This window comes from Pseudomonas sp. 5P_5.1_Bac1 (assembly GCF_025466015.1).
Lineage (GTDB): Bacteria > Pseudomonadota > Gammaproteobacteria > Pseudomonadales > Pseudomonadaceae > Aquipseudomonas.
This window is the reverse complement of the sequence record NZ_JANLNX010000070.1, coordinates 184,283-209,153: the sequence shown is the minus strand read 5'-3', so window position 1 is coordinate 209,153 and position 24,871 is coordinate 184,283. Positions and strand designations below refer to the sequence as shown.

Genomic DNA, 24,871 nt, shown 5'->3' with positions numbered 1-24,871 from the left:
CGCCCCCCCAATAATCAGCAGCAACCCGGCCAGAAACATCGTCCGAGAAGACTAAAAACACACTGCAAACAAAAGCCCAGCGGGACGACTCTGGGCTTTTACTGTGGAACACCAAGGACAGCGGTTGCCCTTCTTATTCAGTCCTGTGCTCGCCTGAATCGATGTCTCTATCCAACATTTCTTTCAGATCTTTCAGGTCTTTCAGGCCTTTCAGACTGCGCCCCCCGCTTTTCACTTCTTCGCCTTGCAAGGCCACTTCTCTGCTTGTAACCGCTGCCTTCACCGTTTCCAATTCCTCGACCTCGGTGAGTTGGGAGACTTGCAGAACAATGTCATCTACGCCGGCCATATCGGTTCACCTCACAAGAAGGGGCGACAGGTTGCCTGCCCGCTGCCCCATTCTTCGCGTGCCGTTCAGGTTGCGCACCTGACAATACTGATAGTGTTTCAGACCGTTTTGGCGTAACGCTCATTCACTACACGCATGAGCCGCTCATGCCCGCCGCGCCAGCGGCACCGCCAGTTGCGGCGGTGGCACCTTCAGCTTGCCGGGGGTCTTCAGCGGCATTTTCGGTTTGCCCAGCGCCACCACGCTGTTGAGCAGGATCCGCACCAGCTCGGTCTGCCGGCGCACGCCCGTCTTCGAGAAGATCGAGCGCAAGTGGGCGCGAGCGGTGTTGCGGCGGATGTTCAGTTCCTCGGCGGCCTCTTCCAGCGACAAGCCGTTGGCCAGCTCCATGGCCAGCGCCGTTTCGGCCTTGGTCAGGTTGAACAGTTGCTTGGTCACCAATTCGCTGGCCAGCGACTTGCTGGCGGCATCGCGGATGTACACCAGCGCCGCCGGCTTGCCCTTCTCTTCCGCCCAGTCCAGCGACGGAATCGATTCGACCACCAGGCCCAGGTTGACCTGCCCGGAAGGCCGGGTCACCGACATGGCTTCGGCGCTCTTCGGCGCATCCGGGGAGAACGCCGCACGGATCAGCCGTTGCAGTTCGCGGTTGTCGCTGGGGTACGTCGCTTCCAGGCGCCCGCCCACCAGTTTCAGGCCGTCGGCCTGGGCCAGGAGGTCCTGGGCCACCGGGTTGACCCGCAGCACGCTGCCGCTCTCGTCCAGCACCAGGGTCGCCACCGACAGGCGACTGATGGCCTGGGCATAGAGGTCGCTGAGGGATTCGCTGCGGTCCAGCAGGTTGTGCACTTGCAAGGCCCGGCGCAGGTGCGGCAGGAACATCGCGCACAGGGCGCGATCATTGCGCGAGAACGCCGGCGCCTGTTTCGGCCGGGTGATCCGGAAGCGCAGCTTGCCGCCATCGGGGGTGGAGATGTCCGCGCCCATCACGTGGTAGACCCCTTGCGGGCCGCAGAACATCTTGAAATAGGCGCAGTGTTCCCACTCGGTGGACGACATCACGTCATCGACGGTGAACACATAGTCCAGTGGCTGGTTGGTAAAGGGCGTGTGGGTTTGCGGGTAGGTCATGTAGCTGACGTCGCCGGCGCCCTCGATGTCGCCGACGATGATCATCACGCCCATGTCCGGCTGATCCGGCACGCGCAGGATCAGGGTCACGTAGTTGGCGTCGTAGAGGGTGCGGAAGCTGGTCAGGGCGCGGGCCATCAGTTTCGGGTCCATCGCGCCGTCATAGACTTCGCCGACCAGCCGGTCGTAGCCGGCCAGATCCAGACCGAGGCTGCTCAGGGCGTCTTGGGTCAAGACAGGATTCTCCACAGTCTTCTCCTCGCTCGGGTAAGGCGCGCTGGCCTTCCCTTGTTATTTTTATAATTTCGGCTCGGGGGCATTGCTGCCCCTTTGACAGTGCACATCTCGCAAGGCGAGGCCTTTCTGCCTTGTAGGACAAATCGGCCCGCGCCACAGTCTCCCTATCTCCCGCAGCGCCCACAATAGGGCGTCCGCTTATATTTTTGATTACCGGATATGTGGTGCCGCTGGCTGTTTCTTCAGACGGAATTCGCCCCGCACCACCTCCACCGATTGCGCCTCCCGGGCCACCAGCGGCCGCCCGCGATTGAACCAGGCGGCCAGGGCCGGTAGCAGGAAGATCGCCCCAAGCACGTTGACCAGGAACATGAACGACAGCAGCACGCCCATGTCGGCCTGGAACTTCAGCGGCGCGAAGGCCCAGGTGCAGACGCCGATGGACATGGTCAGAGCAGTGAACACCGCCGCCGTGCCGCGCTGGCACATGGCCTGGTAGAAGGCCTCGCGCAAATCGGCGCCGGCGGACATCTCGTGCTGGATGCGCTCGTACAGGTAGATGCCGTAGTCCACGCCGACCCCGACGCCCAGGGCCATCACCGGCAGGGTCGCGACTTTCAGGCCGATGCCGAGCATGGCCATCAGCGCGTTGCAGAGGATCGCCACGATCGCCAGCGGCACCAGGATGCACAGCACCGCCCGCACCGACAGGAAGGTCAGCCAGCAGAACAGCGCCACCGAACCGAACAGCGCCGCCAGCATGATTACCTCGGCGCGCTTGACCGCTTCGTTGGAGGCCGCCATCACCCCGACATTGCCGCCGGCCAGGAGGAACTCCACCCGTGGCGTGGCCACCTCGGCGATGATCCGCTTCGCTTCGTTGACCGCATGGCTGACGGTGGCGCCTTCGTGGTCGGCGAGGAACACCAGGATCTGCATCTGCTGGCAGCCATCGGTGACCAGCCCGTCGTCCGGCATGTAAGCGCGGGCCCCCTGGCTCAGGCCGCGAGACGAACCGGGAATCGCCGCCCAGCGCGGGTTGCCCTCGTTGTTGCCGGCGATCACCCGCTTGCCCATGCCGGCCACGCTCTGCACCGACTGCACGCCCTGCACCGCCCGCATGCGGAAGTCGAAGCCTTCCACCGCGCGCATCACTTCCGGGTTCAGGCAGCCTTCCTCGACACCGTGGGTCTGGACGAACACCGCCAGCACGTCCAGGCCGATCGAATAGCTGCTGATGATGCGGGCGTTGTCCTGGTTGTAGCGCGAGTCGGCGCGCAACTCCGGCGCGCCGGCACCGATATCGCCCACCGCCAGGTCGCGGGCCTTCCAGGCGCCGGCCGCGAGGAGCAACAGGCTCAGGCCGAATACCGCCAGCGCCGGGCCCGGTTCGGCCAGCGCCGACAGCCGCCACCACAGCCGATGACGCGCTTGCCGGCTGGCCTGCTCGCGGCTGAGCAGGCCGCGTTCCAGCGGCAGCCAGGAAATGATGATGGGCAACATCAGTTTGTTGGTGATGATCATCAGCATGACGCCGATGCAGGCGGTCACCCCCAGTTCGTGGACGATGGGAATGTCGATCAGCATGATCACGCCGAAGCCCAGGGCGTTCATCAGCAGCGCCAGCGAGCCGGGAATGAAAATCTTGCAGAACGCCGTGCGCGCCGCCTGCAATGAGGTGGCACCGGCGACCACGTCCTGTTTCCAGGCGTTGGTCATCTGCACCGCGTGGGAGACGCCAATCGAGAAGATCAGGAACGGCACCAGGATCGACATCGGGTCGATGCCCAGGCCCAGCAGCGGCAGCAGGCCGAGCAGCCAGACCACCGGCAGCAGCGCCACCACCAGCGCCACCACGGTCAGGCGCAAAGAGCGGGAATACAACCACAGCAACAGGCCGGTGATGACGAAGGCGATGGCGAAGAAACCGATCACCGTGGTCAGGCCCTCCACCACGTCGCCCACCAGCTTGGCGAAGCCGACGACGTTGATCTCGATGGTGTCGCTGGCATATTTCTGGCGGATCTCTTCCAGGCTGTTGGCGACCTGGGTGTAGTCCACCGGTTTGCCGCTGCGCGGGTCGAGGTCCTGCAGGTCGGCGCGGACCATCGCCGATTTCAGGTCATTGGCGATCAACCGGCCGACCTGCCCGGACGCCGCGGCGTTGCTGCGCACCTGGGCGAGGTCGTCGGGGCTGCCGCTGAAGCGTGGCGGCACCACCACATCGCCGTAGAAGCCTTCTTCGGTGATCTCGATATAACGCACGTTGGCGGTAAACAACGACGTCACGCTGGGCCGGCTGACCCCGCTGATGAAGAACACATCGTCGGTGACCTTGCGCAGGGTTTCGAGGAACTCGGGGTTATAGATGTCGCCCTCGCCTTTCCAGCGCACGCTGACCAGCAACCGGTTGGCGCCGGTGAAGTACTGGCTGAACTTGAGGAAATTCACCATGTAGGCGTGGCGGACCGGGATCTGCTTGTTGAAACCGGGGTCCAGTTGCGTGTTCAGGGCGCTGTAGCCCAGCCCCAGGCTGAGCAGCACGAATAACGCCAGCAGCCCCTTGCGCCAGGCCATCAGCCAGTCCGCGACGAACTCGACGCTGTGCGTCACCCATTGCTTGACCTGATTCATTGTGCGTCTCTCATGCAAACCGCTCCCTGATCCGGTGTTCTTGTTTCAGGGGATAGTCAAGGCTGAGAGGGTTTGCGGCATCGTCCAAATGGCTTAATAACCGCTGAAACGAAAACCCCGTGGCTTGTCTGAGCGTCGACGGGCCACGGGGTTTTCGAACGGTGTGAATCAACAGCAACATCACGGCGGCAACGACCGCCTTCAGGCAAACGGGGTTTCTTCAAACGCACCACCCGCTTTTTGCGGCAACGACTGGAAGGGATCGGCAAAACGGGCATTGCCGGAAAGTTCTACATCATTGATGTCCCGGGCCTCACCCAGTTGAACACTGACGAAGTCATTGCCCGTTACCGGTTCGACGGTTTGAGTCATGCTCCAGAAATCAAGGGTGTTGTCCGTGATTTCCGCCACTTTATAAACGGTTGTGGGTGCGTTTTCAGCGAGCATTTTCAGATGGGTTGCCTGTGCGCGGTAGGAAACCGCGCGCGCGCCTTGGTACAAATATTGAGGAACTTTTGCCGCACTGTACCAACGCTGAGCGGCGGCCAACGCTGACTTGCCGAGCGCCGTTGCGTAAAGCGATATATAACGAGCGGTAACATTGAGTGAGCCCCGGCTCAATGCCTGGGCTAATTGAGCGACGGGTTTTGCAGCCCGGTAAACGCCATGCGCTACTATGCCCAATGCAGGCCCTGCCAGGCCCGCGCCTACTGACATCACTCCGAGACCGAGGCCGATTTTCCCCAATACGTTGGACGTCTTCGGGTCGCTGTCTTTCAACATGATCGAAGCCAACTCGAAATAGAAGGCGCCCATTGAGATACCGGTCACCGCCATTGAAAAGGCCAGCGAGGCACCGGATGTCAGTGGTGCCAACATCGCTCCCATCCCGGTGATGACAAGACCGAACTCCCGCGTCTCCATCCACGGTTTTCCACCATAGCGGCTGTATTGCATGACCACCTGATGCCCATCGTAGTCATGGTTATTGACCGGGTCGGCATCGCAGTAACTGAAGCGGGAAAGCCCTCCTGCGTCAAACGGACTCCAGCTATCCGGTGACTGAAACCGCTGCAACTGCGGGTCATATAAACGGTAGCCGTTACCCAGATGGTAAAACCCCAGGCGATTAAGTGGCTCACCTTTGAAACCGAGCCAGGTCACGGACTTCGGCTCGGGTTTGCGATAGCCGTAAGGGGTATACGTGAAATAGGTAATGGCCTTGCTGGCGACATCGATACTGGCGAATACCGTACCTGCCGCATCGCGCAACTCGAAAGAACAACTGGACGACGCGGCGGCTGTACCGCTCGTTATCACCGCGTCTTGCAGGTAGCAACTCGGGCTGTCGTTTTGCAGCACAAGTGTGCGCTCGTTGAAACCATGGGTACTTTCATCGTCGCGCTGGACCACCGCATAAATCCGGTTGTTGCGGTAATGGTAGCGCTCACTCCATTTGCCTTGGTTGGCACCGCGAATCCGCCCGAGGTCGTCATACGCGAACACATAGGCGTCCTCGCCAGCGATAGTGCAGGTATCAACCTGTCCGTTGCGGTGATAAGCGAAGTTGCGGTTACCCTGCTGGAGGACAAAACCAAACAGGTCATATCGGGTTTCACCTTTATCCGAACCCGTCATCTCCTCAGGTTTTTCCCCGTAGGTATAGCCGATCGTGGTGGTTGCGACGGATGCGGGGCGAGTGGCTCCGGTATAGCAGTCGTCCAGGCGTGACCGGACGTTGCCCACGCACCCATAAACGAAGGCCTGTTCGACACAGTGCTGGCCGTTGTCATTTACAACACCTGGGCCGGTGCAGGACCACGTTTGCAAGCGCTTGAGGCCGTCGTATTCATAGCTGTCGGCGCATTTCTCCTTGCCTTTGACCTTCAAACTGCTTTTTTTAAGACGGCCGTCGCCCAACAAGGTGCGCTCAATGACATGGGGATCAACACCGTCACAGACAAACGCGCGGCTGATCTCATGACCACTCGCGTCGTATGTGTAGGTGACGGTCATCGTGACGTTACTGTTCAGCGCCTTGATGGTCTCTTTTTCCAGGCGGCCGCTATCCGCGTATACCGAGGTTGTTTCGCAACGGTTGTTCTTCGAGGAGGTAATGCGCCCAAAGGCGTCATAGGCGTAGCGGGTGAGTCCGCCCTCCAACCCTTCGAACCCGAGCAGGCAGCCACGCAAGCTGAAGGTGCTGGTTGAAGCGCCGGTGCCTTTCGGCTCGACAATGCGCTCGCTTCGCGTGAACCCGGTGCAAACGGTTTCGTAACCTGCCAGGGGAGATGGAGCGCCGCTATCTTCTACTCCGGCGTTTTCTTGCGCTGCGGTGTCTCCTGCAGCGTGGGTTCCTGTTTCTGACACAGGGGTTCCATAGTCATCCATCAGACGTGATTGCTCCCACACTTTCCGTGTAAAGCCACGGCCCAAGGCATCGTTCACCTGAACACCCAAGGTCGTGGCCTCCTCACCTTCGATCTGCGCACTCAGCCACTTCGAGTAACGGCCTCTCCAGGAGATGGAGGAGGTAAGCCCGTCTGTCGTGGTGGTGCGCAAGCGCCCGGTCGCATCATAGGTGTATGTCGTAGGGGCACCGATGCAGGGAGTGAGGGTTGTGAGCTGACCGTAGGCGTCGTAGCGGAAAGAGAGGCTGTCTTGTTCGGTCTCCTTGTTGTCCTTGTCCACGTTCAGGTACTTGATCGACGTCGGCTGCCCGGCAGCGTTGATGGCGCGAACAACCTTGAAACGATTACCGCCCGGGACGCCGTAGGTTTCACTGCTAGTGCCCTGCGCATCCCGTTGGCGCTCAACCTGAAAACTGCCCTGTGTCAGGGTTTCACGACCCGCGGCAACGGTGAGCGTCTGGATTTTGCGGTCTAGTTCTTTGCCGTCGCTGCCCTTGAGCACCTGGGTGACCGTCTGGCTGCCGTCCGTGCCGACTTCACTCCAGCGCGTTTCGCGGGTCATGCAGTGTTTGTGGGCGCTGTCGTAGTCGTAGTCACACCGGCTGGCGACCGCACCGCAAGGGTGATAGGTGGTAGTACTGGTCGACAGCCATGCCTTGCCATCGGGGCTCAGCCAACTCTGGCACTCCCGGTTCAGCGTATCCCTGACCACCCGGGTTCGTACGCCAGTCCCGCCCTCGTGGGTTTCACATTGATACAGTCCGCCTTTGAGCGCAGTCCACTCATGCAGCCGTTCAGTGGTTGTGCCGTCCGCTAACGTCACCTTCTGCGCCGTCAGCCTTCCCTGTTTGTCATATTCGTAAGACGTCTCGACGTTCTCGCCGTTTTTCGACCCATGCAAACGCCCGGTGTAAATGGAACTACGACAAGACGTGTGAATCTCCTTAACGGGCTCGGCCCGCGAGGAGTTGCATTGGGGCTGAACAACAATTTCGGTAAGGAATTCATCGTCGCCCCCGTCCGCGGCAGACTCAACTTTATAAGAAAAGGTGGTCGTAACCCCAGACCTTCTCTCCTTTACCCCTTCAGACGTGAGCCACGCCATGTCCTTTTGACTGACCAGGCCAAAGCCTGGCAAGTTACTGTCGGTTTGATACTTCAATGTTTCTCTACATATTGCGAATGTCGACTCGACAGCGTCCAACTTGAACCCTCGCGCATTTTGCTTGCTCTGAAAGTCCAGGCTTTTCTCCAGATCAGCCAACGTTTTCTTGGCTTTTTCCCCGTCTTGTTTTTTCAGGCTGTCCAGCAGTGCCTTGGCCGCCTCTCTGGCCACCGCCAACTGCAACGCGGAAACATCGACCTCGGTGTAGGCCGGCCGTAATACCGTCAATTTTATCTCCGGCACGACCATCACGCCCAAGGGGCCTTTGTCCAGGGTTTTATAGCCATAAAAAGCCAGGCTCAAGGAATATTTGTTTTCACCCTCTTTGCGATAGACCAGCTCAGACTCAACGTGCGTGCATCCGCCACTTTCATCACCTGGGTATTTGATATCCACAGGCAGATTGAATGCATTCCGGGCATAGTCATTGGCCGCATGACTCATGCTGACGGTTGTTTCTATGCGGGTACCCCAGGTAAACCCGGATGAACCGAATGCGAGGGCTCCCCAGCCGATCGGGTTCAAATAGTCGAGGGGCGCCAAGAGGATGCCGAAGAAACTGGTGTTGGTGTAGCCGACTTTTTTCTCCGTCACGGTGTATTTTTTGTAGTTATTGAAATAGGTCCATTCAGTAACCGTGTCACCCTGTGTTCTCGACACCAGGTTACCGCTGGGGTCATATTCCAGTGTCACCTCATCGACCGTGACCCCATCAATTTTCTTGGTGGATTTCACCGTGGCCACGGCACGCTTATCGTCCACCTTGACCTCTTGCTCCTGAGTGACAGCCACGCCATTGGCAATGACCGTCTCCGACACCTGCCGGCCGTCCTTGTACTGGTATTCACGAGTGCAGAGCACAACAGCGTCTTCATCACCCTTTTTCATTTGGCGACAGGTAATGGTCGTCTTGTCGGCCGTGTACTCATACGCTTCAACAAGAGGATCGACGCCCGCGCCAGGTGAAACTTTATATTCACTGACTTTATCGCCTGCGTAGGTCACGGACTCGGTATGGGTGGACGTGTCTAACTGCGGAGCGTCACCTTCCTTGGCCCCGGCAATCATGTGCTCCGTGATGATATCGATGCGGCTTAATTTACCGTCGACGAGAGTGCTCCGGTATATTTTCTTGCCCAGGATTCCGCACCCCGTGACCGTGACCTTGAACTCAATGCCGCCCACCCTGAAGTTATCATGCGCCTCCAACTCATACGTCACTTGTTCATGGGTATCCGGAAACACGATGAGTCGTTTGAAAATCAAACTCTCCCTAGATTTATAGATATTCCGGTCATTTCGCGGTGCTGCTTCAGTTTTTAACAGGCATCGATCACCCGCACAAATTGAACGTAATCTGGACCCCGGATCAAAAAAAGAAACCTCGTCAATATCGGTGTCCCAATCTAGCTTTAATGATTTCCCCGTAGGGGCAGAGTACGCCAACAACAGCCCACCTCTACTCGAATAAACGTGATGCTCCTTGCCACCGTCTTCATGACGCACGTAGATATCACAAAAAACACCATTCACAGCATGGTGAATGGGCCCGGCCGACAGTGTAAAATCACCAAAATCCTTCTCGCTCTTCGCACTAATACTCGTGGTAATCAAGCGCCCGTCACGAATGGGCAAGTCCAGTATATGCAGGACTTCATCATCCCTGGCACCGGATATCTTGCTTAAAACACCAGCAGGCAGGAGCGTAATGCAGGGGGCCTCCAAGCTACAAAACAAACTCAAGTTTAACGGTACGCTCAGCCCTTCATCCGCATAAAGACCAGCAATGGGGATTGAAAATCTACCCTGACCAGTCTGTGGATTGATCGAGATATGTTTCTCGAAAAGATTCGGATTGGAAGACATGAACGGTGCTCCTGAAAGGAATGGCACTACGCCTCACCCATTCCACCACCGCCGCAAAAAGGCCACAACTGACAGAATTATCAGTTGTGGCCTTAAAAAAACCTGCTAGCGGCTTTATTGGAAGTTTCGATAAAGCGCTGCCGGTTCTAACTCCGGGTGTTCAAAGGGATCCTCGTCGTCGAACTCATCCAGTTCCACGTCCCCATCGATATCCATGTCCCCGCTCAACCAATGACTGAAACTGTCAGTCGCGGCAATAATCTGGAAATCCTGGATCTGGGTCCAGTAGCGAAGCGCGTCATCGGCGCGTGATAGGGCCAACGGCATGGTAGAGCCCCTTTCAAGCACTCGCTTCATAAAGGTGGCATGGGCCCGATGAGAAATCGGGCCCATGCCCCGGTAGAGGTAGTCCGACGCCTTGGCAACGTCTTGCCAACGCTGCGCTGCACCCAGCGCGGATTTGCCAAGTGCCGAGGTGTGCAGGCGCATATAGCGCCCGGAGAGCGCCAGCGATTTATTGCTCAGGGCCTGCGCGGCACGCGCAATCGAGTTCGTGCCGTGGGACACCGCATGCGCAGCGAGCCCCACAACGGGTTTGACGATACCGGCCGTGATGCACGCGAGCCCGAACGCAAGCCCCGCGGTTCCCAGGGCCTTGGATAATTTCGGATCGCTGTCCTGCAACAGGATCGACGCCAGGTCGAAATAGAATGACGCCGCGGAAGCGCCCGTCACCGCGATGGAAAAGGCCAGTGAGCCTCCGGCCGACAAGGGTGCCAGCATCGCGCCCAGGCCGGTCAGTACCAGACTGAACTCACGGGCATGGATCAAGGGCATCCCGCCATGGCGACTGTATTGCGCAACCACCGTGTGCCCGTTGTAGTCATGGTTGTTGACCGGGTCCGCGTCGCAGTAACTGAACCGTGAGAGTCCTCCTGCGCCAAACGGGCTCCAGCTATCGGCGGCCTGGAAACGTTGCAGTTGCGGGTCGTACAGGCGGTAGCCGTTGCCCAGGTGATAGAGCCCCAGGGCATTGAGCGGCTCGCCTTTGAAGCCGAGCCAGGTTACGGCGCGCGAGTCGGCTTTGCGATAACCGTAAGGCGTGTAGGTGAAGTACGTGACGTGCTTGTCGCTCAGGTCGATGCTCGCGAAAACACTGCCGGCGGCGTCGCGCAGCTCGAAAGAACGGGTTCGCGAAGGGTCACCCGCAGCGCTGAACACAACGCGGTCCTGTAGATAGCAACTCGGGCTGTCGTTCAGCAGCACGAACCGGCGCTCACTGAAACCCTGGCTGCTTTTGCCGTCGCGCTGGACCAGCGCGTAAATCCGCTCGTTGCGGTAATGGTAGTGCTCGCTCCATTCACCCTGGCGTGCGCCGCGGGTCCGGCCGAGATCGTCGTAGGCAAACACATAATCCGCCTCGCCCTCGACAGAACAGGTGTCGACCTGGCCATTGCCGTGATAGGTGAAGCGCCGGTCAGCCTGCCGGGTCACCTTGCCGAACGGGTCGTGTTCTGTCGGGCCGTTGTTCGACGCGGTGAGTTCCTCGAGTTTTCCGTAGCAGTATTCGAGGGTGCGGGTCGTGCAGGCGTCAGGGCGGGTGTTGCCGCTGTAGCAGTCATCTGCCCGGGACAGCACATTACCCAACGGGCAATAGGTGAAGACCTGCCGGACGCAACGCTCGCCCTCGCCGTTGCTTGCGCCGGGGCCGGAGCATGACCAGCTTTTCAGCCGTTTGAGCCCATCGTATTCGTAGCTGTCGCTACGCCTGGCCTTGCCTTTGACGTTCAAGCTGCTCTTTTGCAGGCGACCGTCGCCCAGCACCGTGCGCTCGATCACATGGGTATCAAGGCCGTCACAGGCGAAGGTGCGACTGGTCTCATGGCCGCTTTCGTTGTACTGGTAGGTCACGGTCATGCTGACGTCGGGGTTCAGCGCCTTGATGGTTTCTTTTGCCAGCAGGCCGCTGTCGGTATAGGCGAACGTCGATTCGCAGCGCGCGTTGCTGGACCGGGTGATGCGGCCCAAGGCGTCGTATTGATAGCGCGTTGCCCCGCCTTCCAGGCCCTCGAACCCGATAAGGTTGCCGCGCAGGCTGTAGCGGGAAATGGATTCGCAGGTGCCCTGTGGAGCGACTATCCGCTCGCTGCAGGTGAAGCCGCTGTTGCTGCTTTCGTAGCCCGCCAGGGTTGGCGGCACAGTCTCATCGTTCTGAGCCGCGTCGAGCGTCTTCACCTGGCCCCAGACGCGCTGCGAATAAACGGCGCCCAGGCCATCCGCGCTCTGACGGCCGACAAGCCGGCGCTCCGTTCCGGCGCCGATATCCTGAACATGGATGTCCACGTCATTGGCGGTGACGTTGGTGTACGTCCGGCTGATTTCAATCCCCTCGGTGGTGGCCGTGAGCACGCGCCCCATCGAGTCATAGGTGTAGGCAGACGCACCCGCGAAGGTGGACGTCAGTTTTTCGAGTTGGCCATAGGCGTCGTAGCTGAACAAAAGGCTGTCCAGCTCGGTTTGCCTGTCGTCCTTATCCAGCTTCAGGAATTTGACCAATCCCGGTTGCCCGGCCGCGTTGCAGGAGCGGTGAACCAGCAGCCGGTCTTTTCCGGGCGTGCCAAAGGTTTCCTTCAGCGCACCGTGCTGCCCGTACTGGCGCTGTACCTGAAAACTACCTTGGGTCAGGGTTTCACTGTCGGCGCCGATGGTCAGCGTCTGGCTCTTGCGGTCCAGTTCCTTGCCGTCGGCATCCTTGAGGACATGAGTGACCGTGCGGCTGCTCTGGGGGTCGGCGTCGCTCCAGTGTGTTTCCCGGGTCATGCACTTGTTGTGGCTGCTGTCGTAATCGTCATCACAACGGCTGGCCCGCCGGCCACTGGGGTGATATTTGGTGCTGCTGGTTTGCAGCCAGGCAACGCCATCCGGACTGACCCAGCGCTCGCGCTCACGGCCGAGCACATCCTTGATGACCCGGGTTCGCCGGGTTGCGTCGGTGCTGTGGGTTTCACACTGGTACAGCCCGCCCTTGAGCGCGGTCCACTGAAACAGCCGGTCAGTGCGCGTGCCGTCCGGCAGCGTCACCTCCTGGGCGACCAACCTGCCCTGCTCGTCGTATCGGTAGGCGGTCTCGATTCCGTCACAGTCCTTGGCCCACTGCCGGCGCCCGCTGTAGATGGAGCGGCGCTGGGACGAATGGACCTCGGGGCTGGTTGACGCCGAAGTGCGTCGGCCTGAAACCGTGGTGTCAATGCACAGCGCATCGCCGCTGCCGTCCTGCGAAGGCTCCACCCGGTAGTCGAAGGTGGAGACAACGCCGTCGCGGCCTTTCGGCGCACCCTCGGCGTCGAGTTGACGCCGGGTTTTCTGGGTAATCAGTCCATAGCCCGGTTTCTTGGTATCGCTCTGGTACTCCAGTGTTTCCAACAGCATGCCGCCGTTGGTCCAGGGCTTTAGCAGCTTGAACCCTCGGGCATTTTCCTTGCTTTGCGCGACCAGGCTCTTTTTCAGGGCGGCAAGGTCATCGTCTGCTTTCTGCTTTTTGAAACTCTCCAGCAACTCCCTGGCGGCGGCATTGGCGACTTCAAGTTGCTGAGCGGACACATCGACTTCTTCGCACGACGGCTGCAACACCGTGAGTTTCTGTACGGGAACAAGCCCCGCGCCAAGGGTTTGGTAACCATAGTAAGTCAGGCTCAGGGCCCGTTTCTTTTTGCCATCCTTGCGGTAAACGAACATTGATTCGACATGCGTGCAACCGCCACTCATATCGCCTGGGTAGTTGAGTGCCACCGGCAACTGAAACGCTTCTTTGGCGTAATCATTGGCCGCGTAACTCATGCTTACTTCACTGTCGATGATCGTGCCCCAGGTAAACCCCTGCGAGGCGAAAGCATGCATTCCCCAACCAATCGGATTCAGATAGTCGAAGGCCTTGAAGAACAGACCGAAGAAGCTCGTGTCCTCGAATTTTGTAGCTTTTTCTTCTACCCGGTACTTCTTGTAATTGTTGTAGTACGTCCATTCGGTGACCGTGTCACCCCGGGTTCTGGACACCAGATTGCCGCTCGGATCGTATTCCAGGGTTTCCTCATCGACCGTTACCCCATCGACGGCCCGGGTGGATTTGACCATGGCCAGCGCATTTTTCTGGTCCAGCGTGACGTGTTGTTCCCGAGTGACCTTGATGCCGTTGGCGACCACCGATTCGGCAACCTGGCGCCCTTCCTCGAAGAGGCACTCGCGGATACTGAGCACCGTGCCCTCGGCCACGTCATCGCCCGCGCTGACCTGACGGCAAGTCATCGTGGTTTTGTCGTCACTGTATTCATAGGTTTCAACAAAGGTATCGACCCCGGCCCCGGGTGAAAGGCTGTAGCTGCTGACTTTATCCCCGTCGAAGAGCAAGGTTTCCGTGTGGGTAGAGCTCTCCACCACAGGCGCATCGCCTACTTTCGCACCGGCAATGCTGTGCTGCCGGCAGACGTCGATCTTGCAGAGCTTGCCGTCGGTGGTTTCAAGCCGATAGACCGTCTTGCCCAGGATGCCGCAGCCCTCGACCTCGAAGGTGACAATCGGGTCGTGCCCCTTGCGCTCGGTTTCCTTGAAGGTATAGGTAACTTGCTCAGGCGTACCGGGGAACACTACAAACGCTTCGAAGATTTGAGCGTCCTTTGAAGTACGTTGGTACTTGCCCGCTTTTAACACCCTCACTTCTACCCGACGGCAGTGCTCGCCCTTGACCTTGAGCAAGCATCGATCACCCGCATCAATGGAATGCAGTCGCGCACAGCCATCTTTTCGTTCATAGACCTTGTCATCGTAGGTCCACTCAAAGTTCAAGGACTTGCCGCCAGGAGCGCTGAACCGGGTCAACACCACCTCGGCGATGTTTTCCCCGAACCTGGAAAACACCTCCCCCCCGCCGCCCTTGTGAGACACGCGGATCAGATGATTGAAGCGCGTGTAGGTAATGCCGATATCACCGAAGTCATTCTCGCCCCAGGTCAGCTCCTGACTGATCAAACGCCCATCACTGAGCGGCAATCCTTCCAATAACGCCCCACGCATCTTCCCCGATGGCACCAGTTGCAAAAAAGGCCTGTCCAGGCTGCAGAACACGCTTAATTTGTAAGGCGTACTCAGCCCTTCATCCGCATACAGATCGGCGATCGGCAAAGAGAACATGCCCTGGCCGGTCTGCGGGTTAATGGAAACATGCTTGTGGAACAGTTCCGGATTAACAGAGGCCATGGACGGTGCTCCTGCGGGGGCGAATCATGCGCCATCCCAGCACCGCGCCGTTGTTGGCGCAACTGACAGAAATATCAGGTGCGCCACACGAACCCTGTGGGAGCCGGCTTGCCGGCGATGGCGTCCTCAGCGTCTCCCCATTGAATGGATAAGCCCACGACGCCAACACCCAACCTTATCGCGAGCAAGCTCGCTCCTACACCTGCGCGCAAGTCCAGACGCCGCGGCGTGCGGCGTCATCAGAGCATCCAACCCCGTTCAGGCCCGGTACAAAATCACCAGATCATTGATCACCGAAGGCCGCTCCTGCCCCAGCACATGGATATTGATCTCCAGCGTCAGTTGCGTGCCGCGCCCGAGCAGTTCCACGCTCTTGACCCGCGCCCGCGCATGAATGCGCGCACCCGCCGGCACCGGCGCGGGGAAGCGCAGGCGGTCGGAGCCGTAGTTGATCTGGGTGCCGAAGCCGGTGATCTCGAAGCCCAATGCCAGTTTCATTCGCGATTGCAGCACCTGCACCAGCGCACCGTGGGCGATGGTGCCGCCGAACGGGCTTTGCAGGCGCGCCCGCTCGGGGTCGGTGTGAATCCAGTAGTCATCGCCGGACAGTTGGGCAAAGGCGTCGATCAGCGCCTGGTCGACGACGATCACGTTGCTCCAGTCGCTGAAGCTGTCGCTGACCAGTGACTGCAAGGCGGCGGCATCGTTGAAGTCGATCTTGCGCACCGGCGCCGTATCCTCGGCCGGTTGCGGCTCGGGTTCCAGGCCCGGCAGCGGCTCCAGCGCGGCGGCGTCCTTGTCCAGGCCGGTAAAGCGCAGCAGGCGGTTGCCCTTGCCGTCGACTTCGGCGAACACCGGCTGCAAGGCCATGCCGATGTGGATCTCGTCTTCGTCCAGGCCCACCAGGTTGCTGTTGATCCGCACGCCTTCGGCCAGTTCGACCACCGCCAGTTTCTGCGGCATTTCATCGGCGAAGTCCGGCAGGGTCGGGATGCGTGTCAGGGTGTAGCTGTACAACGTTGCCCGGCCCGGCACTTCACGCCAGGCCAGGTCGTGGGCCAGGCACGACGGGCAATGCCGGCGCGGGTAAAACACCCAGTGCGAACAGGCGTTGCACTGTTGGATCAGCAGGCGGCGGGCCTTGATCCCTTCCCAGAACGGCGCGGAAATCTCCGTGGCAACGGGCATCGGTTTGTTGTTGGACATGCTCTTATGCTCCCTGAAGTATCAATGCGCCCTGCTCGCTCATCACGCCGCCGGTGCCGGAGACATAGACGGTGTCGCAGCCGTTGAGCTGACGCTCGCCCGCCGTGCCGGCAATCTGCGTCACCGCCTCGATCACCTGCGACATACCGCCCGCGGACCCGGCCTGGCCGAAGCTGAGCTGGCCGCCATGGGTGTTCATCGGGAAATCGCCGCGCCAGGTCAGGTCGTGCTCGCGGACAAAGGCCATGCCCTCGCCCTTGCCGCAGAAACCGGCGTCTTCCAGGGTCAGCAAGGCGGTGATGGTGTAGCAGTCATAGATTTGCGCGGCGTCGACGTCCGCCGGCTTGAGCCCGGCCATGGCGAAGGCGCGCTGGGACGCCGGGCCGATCGGCGTGTGGATCATGTCCGCGGCATAGGACGGCGACTTGAACGCCAGGTGCTCGCCGAAACCGGTGACGAAGGCCGGGCGCTTGCGCGAACGGGCCGCGACTTCCTTCGAGGCGATGATCATCGCCGCGCCACCCGCCACCGGCATGACGATTTCGAGGACGTGCAGCGGGTCGGCGACCATGCGGCTGGCCAGCACCTGCTCGATGGTCAGCGGCTGGCCGTAGAACATCGCCTCCGGGTTGGCCTGGGCGTTGGTGCGCTGGTCCACGGCGATTTTCGCCAGGGCCACCGGGTCGTAGCCGTACTGCGCCGCGTAGCGCTGGGCGATCATCGCGTAGCCGGTGTTCTGGCCCATGTGCCCGTAAGGCAGATCGAACTCGGCTTCCGGCGCGCCAAACGCCGTGCTGTGACCGCCGAAGCGCATGGCCCGGGCCATCCAGCTCGGGTCTTCGTCCGGGCCGAACGGCGCCATGCGCGCCGGCAGCACGCACAGCACGGCCTGGCACAGGCCCAGTTCGATGGCGGCGGCGGCGCGCCAGACCATGCCCACCGAGGTGCAGCCGCCCAGGTCCACCACTTCGGCAAAGTTCAGGCGCAGACCCAGGTACTCGGCGGCCATGGCCGGGACGAACACCGACGCCTCATGAAACTGCGGGCCATTGATCACCAGCCCGTCCAGGTCCTCGGCCTTGAGCCCGGCGTCGCGCAAGGCGCGGGCGGCCAGGTCGGCGACCTGCTCCAGGTGAAACATCTTCGGCGCGGTGGCGTACTTCTCCGGCTTGTATTGCGCGGTGCCAACGATGGCCGCGTGCCCTTTGAGGCCCATAGTCCCTCCCCGTCCGGGCCTGTGGCCCGGTTGTTGTGTCGATGATGGTGAAAGCCCGGGCCAGCGCAGGCCGCCCGGGCCGCGTGCGACTCAGAAGCTGTATTTCATCGAGAACGTGGCGTAGTCGCGGTCGGCGAACGGACGCTTGACCGGGTCCGCCGAACCCAGGTAGCCGGTGTAGTTGAGGCCGACTTCGAGGTTGCCCAGGTACTTGAACGTGGTGCCTACGCTCAGGCGTCGGTCGCCCTGCACGCCGGAGATGCTGCCGGCCATGGGTGTCGAGCCGCTGAACACGTTGGAGAAGCGCACTGGCACTTCCAGATCCCAGCCCTGGAAAACCCCCGGATAACTGAACGATGCGCCCAGGGTGTAGGCGCTGGAGTCGCGGCTGCGCCAGGCGGATGAAGTCTTGTAGGTGTAGTCATCGGAATTCCCCACCATGCCGCCGAGCGACGGCAACAGGTTGACGCCTTGCAGGTTGGGCGCGGCGGAAGCGTCATCGACGCTGTCCACCCGTACATGAACGACTTCGGCGGTCAGCGTGGTCTGGCTGGCCCAGGGCCGGTCGCCCAGCACGCGCATCGCCGACAGTTGCATCTGCTGGCCCTTGCCGCGGGTCGGCACCGGCCCAAGACCGGTGTTGACCATCACCGGCGCGCCGTCGCGGTACGACCATTCGCCACCGATCTGGTACTCGCCGAGCTTGGTCGAAGCGCTGATACCGGTGAGCTTGATGTCCTCGAAGTACTTGACCTTGTAGCCGTTGGCGGCAAAGGCATAGAGGCCACCCCCCACCGGCACCGGGTCATAGCCCACCAGGGCGGTGGCCGGGTTCTTGTCGTGGTAGTTGACGTGGAACAGCGACATCTCGATCGCCGGCACCGGCCGGAAGCGCACCTGCACGCCCCACTGGCCGCTGTCGCGCGGTTCGTCGGTGCCGCGATAAGCGATCTTGCTGGTGCCGCTGTAAAGGAATTCGCGGCCCGGGCCAATCACGTCGCTGCTCGACAGGTAGCTGCCCACCGGCGGCAGTTCGGTGCCCTTCCATTCGTACTGCACATAGGCGCCGAAGGTGATTTGCGGGTTGAGGCGGAACGACGCCGAAACCTGCCCCACCGGCAGCAGCACTTCCTTGACCTCGACCCCGGGCTGCGCGGCCTTGACCGCGTCGGACGGGTTCTGCACGCCGTTGACGCCGGGGTAGTACAGGCTTTCGCCCCAGGACTCGATATGCCGCCCGGCCTTGACGTCGAGCATGGTGTCGTTGTCGAAGCGCCAGCCGCCGAACACGTAGGCATCCAGCAGGCGGGTGCGGCCGCCGCTGTAGTAGCGGGTGTCGCTGGTGAATTCGTCGTGGTCGCCGCTCTTGTTCACGGTGGCCGGCGAGTCGTTGTCGTTGCTCTTGTGATAGACGTCGTCGTAGAAGGTGCTGGCGCGCACCACCGCGCCGTAGTTGTCCTTGCGCAGGATCATCTCGCCGAGGGCGCCGATGCGGTTGGTGGTCAGGGCGCCACGGTCGAAGTTGCGGTTGGCGTCGTCGGCGTTGACGCCCATCAACCGCCTGCTCTGCTCGCCCAGGCGCACCCCGACGCCGTAGCTGGTGGTCACCGACCAGTCGATGGTGGCGCCGTTGTCGAACTCGATGGTCTCGCCGGCCAAGGCCTGCGTCGATGCCAGGGCAATGGCCGCCGCCAGGCAGGTGACCTGGCCCCCGCGTGAGCCAAGGCCAGGCGCATTATTGTTGTTTTTATCGATCACACTGACTCTCCTGTGTGGCAACCGTCGGGTTGCCGGGTTTGAGCAACATTGCCGCCGTGCCGGACGCTCACAACACGTCGGGCGGATCGGTGGCGGGTGCGTCGGGATCGCGCCGTCGGTAGCGGTAGAGCCCGCCGTGTTCCGCCCGCGACAGCGACCCTTCGGCCATGAGGTAGTTGGCATGGGCCAACGTTTCGCCCAGCGCCATCAGTTCGTCGAAACGACCGGACAGCTTCGGGAACAGCACGGCCATCAGCTCGAGCGCGCTGCGCGGCTCGTCGCAGGTGGCCAACAGCAGCGCCAGGTGGGCCCGGTGATGGGCCGCCAACTGGTCCAGGCGTGCATGCAGGTTGAAGAACGGACGTTCGTGGGCCGGCAACACCAGCACGCTGTCGGGGACGTCGCGCAGGTGATCGATGGAGGCCAGCCAGTCGCGCAGCGGATCGGCGTCCGGCTCGGTGGCGTGCACGCCCACCGTCGAGGTGATGCGCGGCAGCACCTGATCGCCGGAAATCAGCAACCCGTCGTCTTCGGCGTACAGGCAGGCGTGCTCCGGCGAATGGCCGCGCCCCACCACTACCCGCCACGCGCGGCCACCGATGCGCAGGCGATCACCCTCGCGCAGGCGCCGGTAACTGTTGAAGTGCAGCGGGCGGAAATGGCCGTTCTGGATGGTCCGGTACATGTCGCCGGCCTGTTCGGCGTTGAAGCCGGCCCGGGCGTAGTGCGCGAGGAAGTCCCAGCCCGGCTCGGCGCCGCTCGGCACCTTCACGTACAGCGACTGGTACTCGGCCTCGGTCATGTACACCGGGCAACGAAAGCGCTCGGCCAGCCAGCCGGCGACACCGGCGTGGTCGGAATGGAAATGGGTGCACACCACCGCCCGCAGCGGCTGGCCGGCGCACAGCCCGCTGAACACCTGCTCCCAGACTTCGCGGGTCTGCTCGGTGTTCATCCCGGTGTCCACCGCCACCCAGCCGTCGCCGTCACGCAGCAGGTAGAGGTTGATGTGGTCGAGGCGAAACGGCAGCGGCATGCGCAGCCAGAACACGCCGTCCGCCACCTGGCGCACCTCGCCGCCAGCCGGCGCTTCGGGCCAGGGGTAGCGCAGGCCATCGCGCAGTTCGTGGCCGTTGTGGTCGAGGTCAGCCATGGTCGGCGACCACGAACGGTGCCAGTTCCAGGCGCTGCAGCAAGGCCCGCGAATACGGCTGGTAAGTGCCGGACTGCTCGTCACGGATGTACAGCGGATCGCGGCAGGCGTCCGGGCAATAACCCTGGCGTTGCAGATCGACCTTGCGCAGCTTGAAAGTGCTGGTCAGGTCCGCCGCCGCGCTGACCCGCACGAACAGCGGCGCGGCGTAGCGCGGCAGACGCTCTTCGCTCAGGGCATACAGCGCCTGCGGATCGAACACCTCGCCCGCCTGCATCAGCACCGCCGCCATGCCGGCGCGGCCTTCGTGGCCCGGCACCTGCACGCCGTAGATATTGATCAGTTCCAGTCCCGGCAGGTCGCCCAGCGCGTCGGCTACTTCCTGGGTCGAGACGTTCTCGCTCTTCCAGCGGAAGGTGTCGCCGATGCGGTCGACGAAGTAGCAGTAGCCATCGGCGTCCTGGCGCAGCAGGTCGCCCGAGCTCCACCAGGCATCGCCTTCGCGCAGCACATTGCGGCGGATCTTGCTCTCGGTGGCGTCGGCCGAGGTGTAGCCCTCGAAGCGCCCGCCGCCGATCTCCGGGTGGTTGACGATAAAGCCCATGGCCTCGCCCACCTCGCCCACTTCGCAGACCTGATAGAAGCCGTTTTCATCCCGCGGATGGCAGTCGTTTTCCACGTCGAAGCGGATCAGCCGCAGGTTGGTGCGTGTCCAATCGGGAACCCGGCCGCAGGCGCCGACGTAGTTGTCGACGTTGATCAGCGCGGTGTTGGCCTCGGTGGCGCCCCAGCCTTCGAACACCTGGACCGGGCCGAAGCGCTCGATCCAGCGCTGCCAGGACTCCGGGGTCAGGCCGGCGCCGAGCATGCAGCGCAGGTTGTGGTCCCGCTCGCCGGGTTGTTCCGGGCGGTTGAGCAGGTAGCGGCAGATTTCGCCGATGTACTGGAACACGCTGATGTTGTGGCGCACCACATCGCGCCAGAACTCGCTGACGCTGAACTTGCGCCGCACCACGATGCTGGCGCCGGCGCGCAGCGCGGTGGAGGTTACCGAGGTGGCGGCGGCGCCGTGGTACAGCGGCAGGCAGCAGTAGAAAACGTCGTCGCAGGTCGCCGCCAGGGTGACTTCCATCACATCCCCCGAGGACATCCAGCGCATATGGCTGTAGCGCGCCGCCTTGGGCAGGCCGGTGGTGCCGGAGGTGAAGATCAGCAAGGTCGGCGCCTGCGCTTCGACCGCCGCGCGGATATCCCGCGGGAAGGCGCTGCGCGGCGCGCTGTCCAGGCGCGTGGCGAACTGGCGGTCGATAAAGCCGGGCAGATCGCCCGCCCAGCGGTTTTCCTCGTCGCCCACCAGCCAGTAGGCCAGCGTCGGCAGGCCCTCGGTGGCGAGCACGTTGCCCAGGCATTCTTCGCCGATCACCAGGGCTTTGGCCGCGGTGGTTTCCAGTGCGTGCAACAGCGGCCGGCCGTTGACCTGGGTATTGATGAAAGCCACCACCACACCCAGCTTGACCAGGCCGAACCAGGTGCAGAAGAACGCCGGGCGGTTCTCCATGACCATGGCGCAGACGTCGCCGGCGCGCAGGCCCTTGGCGTAGAAGGTGTGGGCCATCTGGTTGGCGCGGGCGTCCACTTCGGCGTAGCTCAGGGTCTGCTCGCCGTAGATCAGAAAGGGCCGCTCGGCGAAGCGCGCGGCTTGTTGCTCCAGGCGATCGGCCAGGGTGTAGTGGTCCGCCGGCTTGATCTGCGCGGCCGCCGCGCCGCGCCGGTCGAGGATGGCCTGGGTCTGCTCGCGGGGCACCACGACGCTGGACGGCAGGCCGGACGATGGCAGGGTCATGGGGTCACCTCCGCCGCCAGGCTGAGCGCGGGGTAATCGGTGTAGCCCCGTGGGCCGGCGGTGTAGAGGGTCTTGCGGTCGAAGGCGGCCAGTGGCTGGCCGTGGCGCAGGCGCTCGACCAGGTCCGGGTTGGCGATGAAATGCCGACCGAACGACACCGCCACACCCTCGCCCGCGTCCAGCGCGACGCGGGCCGAGGCGCCGTCGAAACCGTCATTGAGGATCAGCCGCTGATTGCCGTGGGCACGGGCCAGGGCGAAGGCATCGAGGTTGCCGAGCGGCGAACGCATCACATGCAGGTAGGCCAGCTCCAGCGGCGCCAGCGCGGTGCACAGGGCAATCGCGGTGGCGGCGGGGTCGTCGTCCTGGATGTCGTTGTAGGGATTGCCCGGGCAGAACCGCACGGCGACCCGCCCGACACCAATGGCATCGGCCATCGCCTGCACGGTTTCAGCGACGAACCGCACGCGATTTTCCGCGCTGCCGCCGTAGGCGTCGGTGCGCTGGTTGCTGCCCGAGGCGAGGAACTGCATCGGCAGGTAGCCGCTGGTGCAATGCAATTCGACGCCGTCGAAGCCGGCCTCGCGGGCATTCAGCGCGGCCTGGCGGTACTCGGCGATCACCGCGGCGATGCCTTCGATGCTCAGGGCTTCGGGCTGCTCGGTGTCGGCCATGCCCACCGCGTCGGTGAACACCTGGGTGTTAGCGCGCAGCGCCGAGGGCGCCACGGTGGCCGCCCCGGCCGGCTTGTTGTAACGGCTGGCGGCGCGGCCGACGTGCATCAGTTGCAGGACGATGCGCCCGCCCTCCTCGTGCACGGCGCGGGTCACCTGGCGCCAGGCGGCGATCTGTTCGGCGGTGTAGATCGCCGGGGTGCGGCAATAGCCCAGGCCACTGGCCGACGGCGCGGTGCCTTCGGCGACGATCAGCCCGGCGCTGGCCCGCTGGCGGTAGTACTCGACCATGTCGGCGGTGGCAACGGCCTGCGCGTCGGCGCGGCTGCGGGTCATCGGGGCCATGACGATACGGTTGGCCAGTTGCAGTTCGCCCAGGCGCACCGGCTCGAACAAGATGCTCATGTCAGCTCCTTAACTTCTTGTTGTGTCCGGGGCTGACGGGCCGCTTGGCGCATTGCCGCAACCCCGGAGATGGGCTGCATGATTGATCCGCGGCGAGGCTGAAACATCGTCCGACAAGACTAGTTTCGCGGCTTCAGGTAAGGTCGGCAGCGCCTTGAAAAGCGCAGGAAAAATGGTCTGAACGGACGATGAAAGAGGTGCGGGATGCGCCGACGATCCAGCTCGATATAACAAGAACCGGAGCAGCGCAGTGAACCCACCCAATCCCGTCACCTGGCGCACGCACTACGCGCTTCTGGTGCTCGCCAGCATCTACGTCTTCAACTACATCGACCGCCAGTTGATGGCGATCCTGATCGAGCCGGTGAAGCTCGAATTCGGCATTTCCGACACCGGCATCGGCCTGCTTTCAGGGGTCACGTTCGCGGTGTTCTACACCGTCTTCGGCTTCCCGCTGGGACGGCTCTCGGACCGCATCGGGCGCAAGCCGGTGATCGCCTTCAGTTGCATGGCCTGGAGCCTGATGACCATGCTCTGCGGCATGGCCGGCAACTTCCTCACCCTGGTGCTGGCCCGCGTCGGCGTGGCGGTGGGCGAAGCCGGCGGCACCGCGCCGTCGGTGGCGATGGTCTCCGACCTGTACCCGGCCAACCGCCGCTCCACAGCGCTGTCGGTGCTGATGCTGGGTTCGAGCCTGGGCGCGATCGTCGGCCTCGGCCTCGGCGGCTGGATTGCCCAGCACCACGGCTGGCGCTATGCGTTCTTGCTGATCGGCGCACCGGGCATCCTGCTCGGCCTGGTCCTGTTGCTGACCGTGCGTGCACCCAAGCCCGCGGTGATCCGCCAGTCCACGGCGGCGCCGCAGGATGGCTGGGCCAAGACCCTGGTGGAATTGTTCCGCATGCCGTCATTCTTCTGGCTGGTGCTGACCGGTGGCACGGCGGCGATCGCCGGTTATGCCATCGGCACCTGGAGCCCGAGTTTCCTGATCCGCTCCCATGGTTTGAACATGCAGGAAGCCGGCTTCCTGGTGGGGGTGGTTGGCGGCACCGGCTCGACCATCGGCACCCTCGCCTGCGGCCTGCTCACCGACCGTCTGGCCCGGCGTGATGTCGGCTGGCAGATCGGCGTGCCGCTGCTCGGCACCTTGCTGAGCATCCCCTTCGCCCTCGCCTATTTCCTCTGGCCGCAGGGCATCGCTTTTCATATCGGCAGCATCCCGGTGCCCGAGGCGTTCCTGTTCTACAGCGCGTTCGGTTTCTTCGGCGTGTGGTGGGCGACGCCGTGCCTGGGGGCCATCACCCATTTGTTCCCGGCCACGCGCCTGGCCCAGGCCACGGCGATCTTCGTCATGTCCATGACCCTGTTGGGCGTTGGCCTGGGGCCGTTGGTGATTGGCGTGCTGAGTGATTTCTTCGTCGCCTCGCTGGGCGGCGAATCGCTGCGCTATGCGCTGGCGGCGTCGGTGTCGTTGCTGGTGTTGGCGGCGGGGTTTCTGGCGATGGCGTTGCCGCGGTATCGGCGGCAGCTACAGGCAGAGGATGTGGTGGCGGGAGCAGTGGTCGGCGTTTGA

12 protein-coding genes are annotated in these 24,871 nt (G+C 62.3%); 1 reads left to right on the top strand and 11 read right to left on the bottom strand.

Translation table 11 applies throughout. The features are described from left to right. Window positions 1-133 precede the first annotated feature (133 nt). The 11 genes from NTD82_RS15905 to NTD82_RS15855 form a co-directional block, all read right to left on the bottom strand. Window positions 134-349 (bottom strand): hypothetical protein, encoded by a 216-nt coding sequence (locus NTD82_RS15905; RefSeq protein ID WP_262129400.1) that lies wholly within the window; start codon window positions 347-349, stop codon window positions 134-136. 144 nt (window positions 350-493) lie between these two features. Next, complete coding sequence (locus tag NTD82_RS15900; protein WP_095154983.1) at window positions 494-1,729, bottom strand: helix-turn-helix transcriptional regulator; 1,236 nt, start codon at window positions 1,727-1,729, stop codon at window positions 494-496. Window positions 1,730-1,927: 198 nt separating this feature from the next. Beyond that, window positions 1,928-4,351 carry an efflux RND transporter permease subunit gene (locus NTD82_RS15895; protein ID WP_095154984.1) on the bottom strand — a complete coding sequence of 808 codons (2,424 nt, stop codon included), beginning with the start codon at window positions 4,349-4,351 and terminating at the stop codon, window positions 1,928-1,930. Window positions 4,352-4,552: 201 nt separating this feature from the next. Further along, window positions 4,553-9,793 carry an RHS repeat-associated core domain-containing protein gene (locus NTD82_RS15890; RefSeq protein WP_262129399.1) on the bottom strand — a complete coding sequence of 1,747 codons (5,241 nt, stop codon included), beginning with the start codon at window positions 9,791-9,793 and terminating at the stop codon, window positions 4,553-4,555. A 114-nt stretch (window positions 9,794-9,907) separates the two neighbouring features. Then, on the bottom strand, window positions 9,908-15,043 hold the full coding sequence (locus NTD82_RS15885) for an RHS repeat domain-containing protein (RefSeq protein WP_262129398.1): 5,136 nt from the start codon (window positions 15,041-15,043) through the stop codon (window positions 9,908-9,910). Between the two features lie 258 nt (window positions 15,044-15,301). Beyond that, on the bottom strand, window positions 15,302-16,249 hold the full coding sequence (locus NTD82_RS15880; RefSeq protein ID WP_095154987.1) for an OB-fold domain-containing protein: 948 nt from the start codon (window positions 16,247-16,249) through the stop codon (window positions 15,302-15,304). A gap of 4 nt (window positions 16,250-16,253) precedes the next feature. Beyond that, a complete protein-coding gene (locus tag NTD82_RS15875; RefSeq protein WP_262129397.1) occupies window positions 16,254-17,465 on the bottom strand; it encodes a thiolase family protein in 1,212 nt (403 codons plus the stop codon). Window positions 17,466-17,555: 90 nt separating this feature from the next. Further along, a complete protein-coding gene (locus NTD82_RS15870; protein WP_095154989.1) occupies window positions 17,556-19,223 on the bottom strand; it encodes a DUF1302 domain-containing protein in 1,668 nt (555 codons plus the stop codon). Between the two features lie 67 nt (window positions 19,224-19,290). Next, on the bottom strand, window positions 19,291-20,376 hold the full coding sequence (locus tag NTD82_RS15865) for an MBL fold metallo-hydrolase (protein ID WP_262129395.1): 1,086 nt from the start codon (window positions 20,374-20,376) through the stop codon (window positions 19,291-19,293). Further along, a complete protein-coding gene (locus tag NTD82_RS15860; protein ID WP_262129394.1) occupies window positions 20,369-22,219 on the bottom strand; it encodes a long-chain-acyl-CoA synthetase in 1,851 nt (616 codons plus the stop codon). Before NTD82_RS15860 ends, NTD82_RS15865 begins: the two co-directional genes overlap by 8 nt. Beyond that, on the bottom strand, window positions 22,216-23,298 hold the full coding sequence (locus NTD82_RS15855) for an alkene reductase (protein ID WP_262129393.1): 1,083 nt from the start codon (window positions 23,296-23,298) through the stop codon (window positions 22,216-22,218). Before NTD82_RS15855 ends, NTD82_RS15860 begins: the two co-directional genes overlap by 4 nt. A 250-nt stretch (window positions 23,299-23,548) precedes the next feature. Here NTD82_RS15855 and NTD82_RS15850 point away from each other — a divergent pair, with 250 nt between their 5' ends. Further along, complete coding sequence (locus tag NTD82_RS15850) at window positions 23,549-24,871, top strand: spinster family MFS transporter (protein ID WP_262129392.1); 1,323 nt, start codon at window positions 23,549-23,551, stop codon at window positions 24,869-24,871.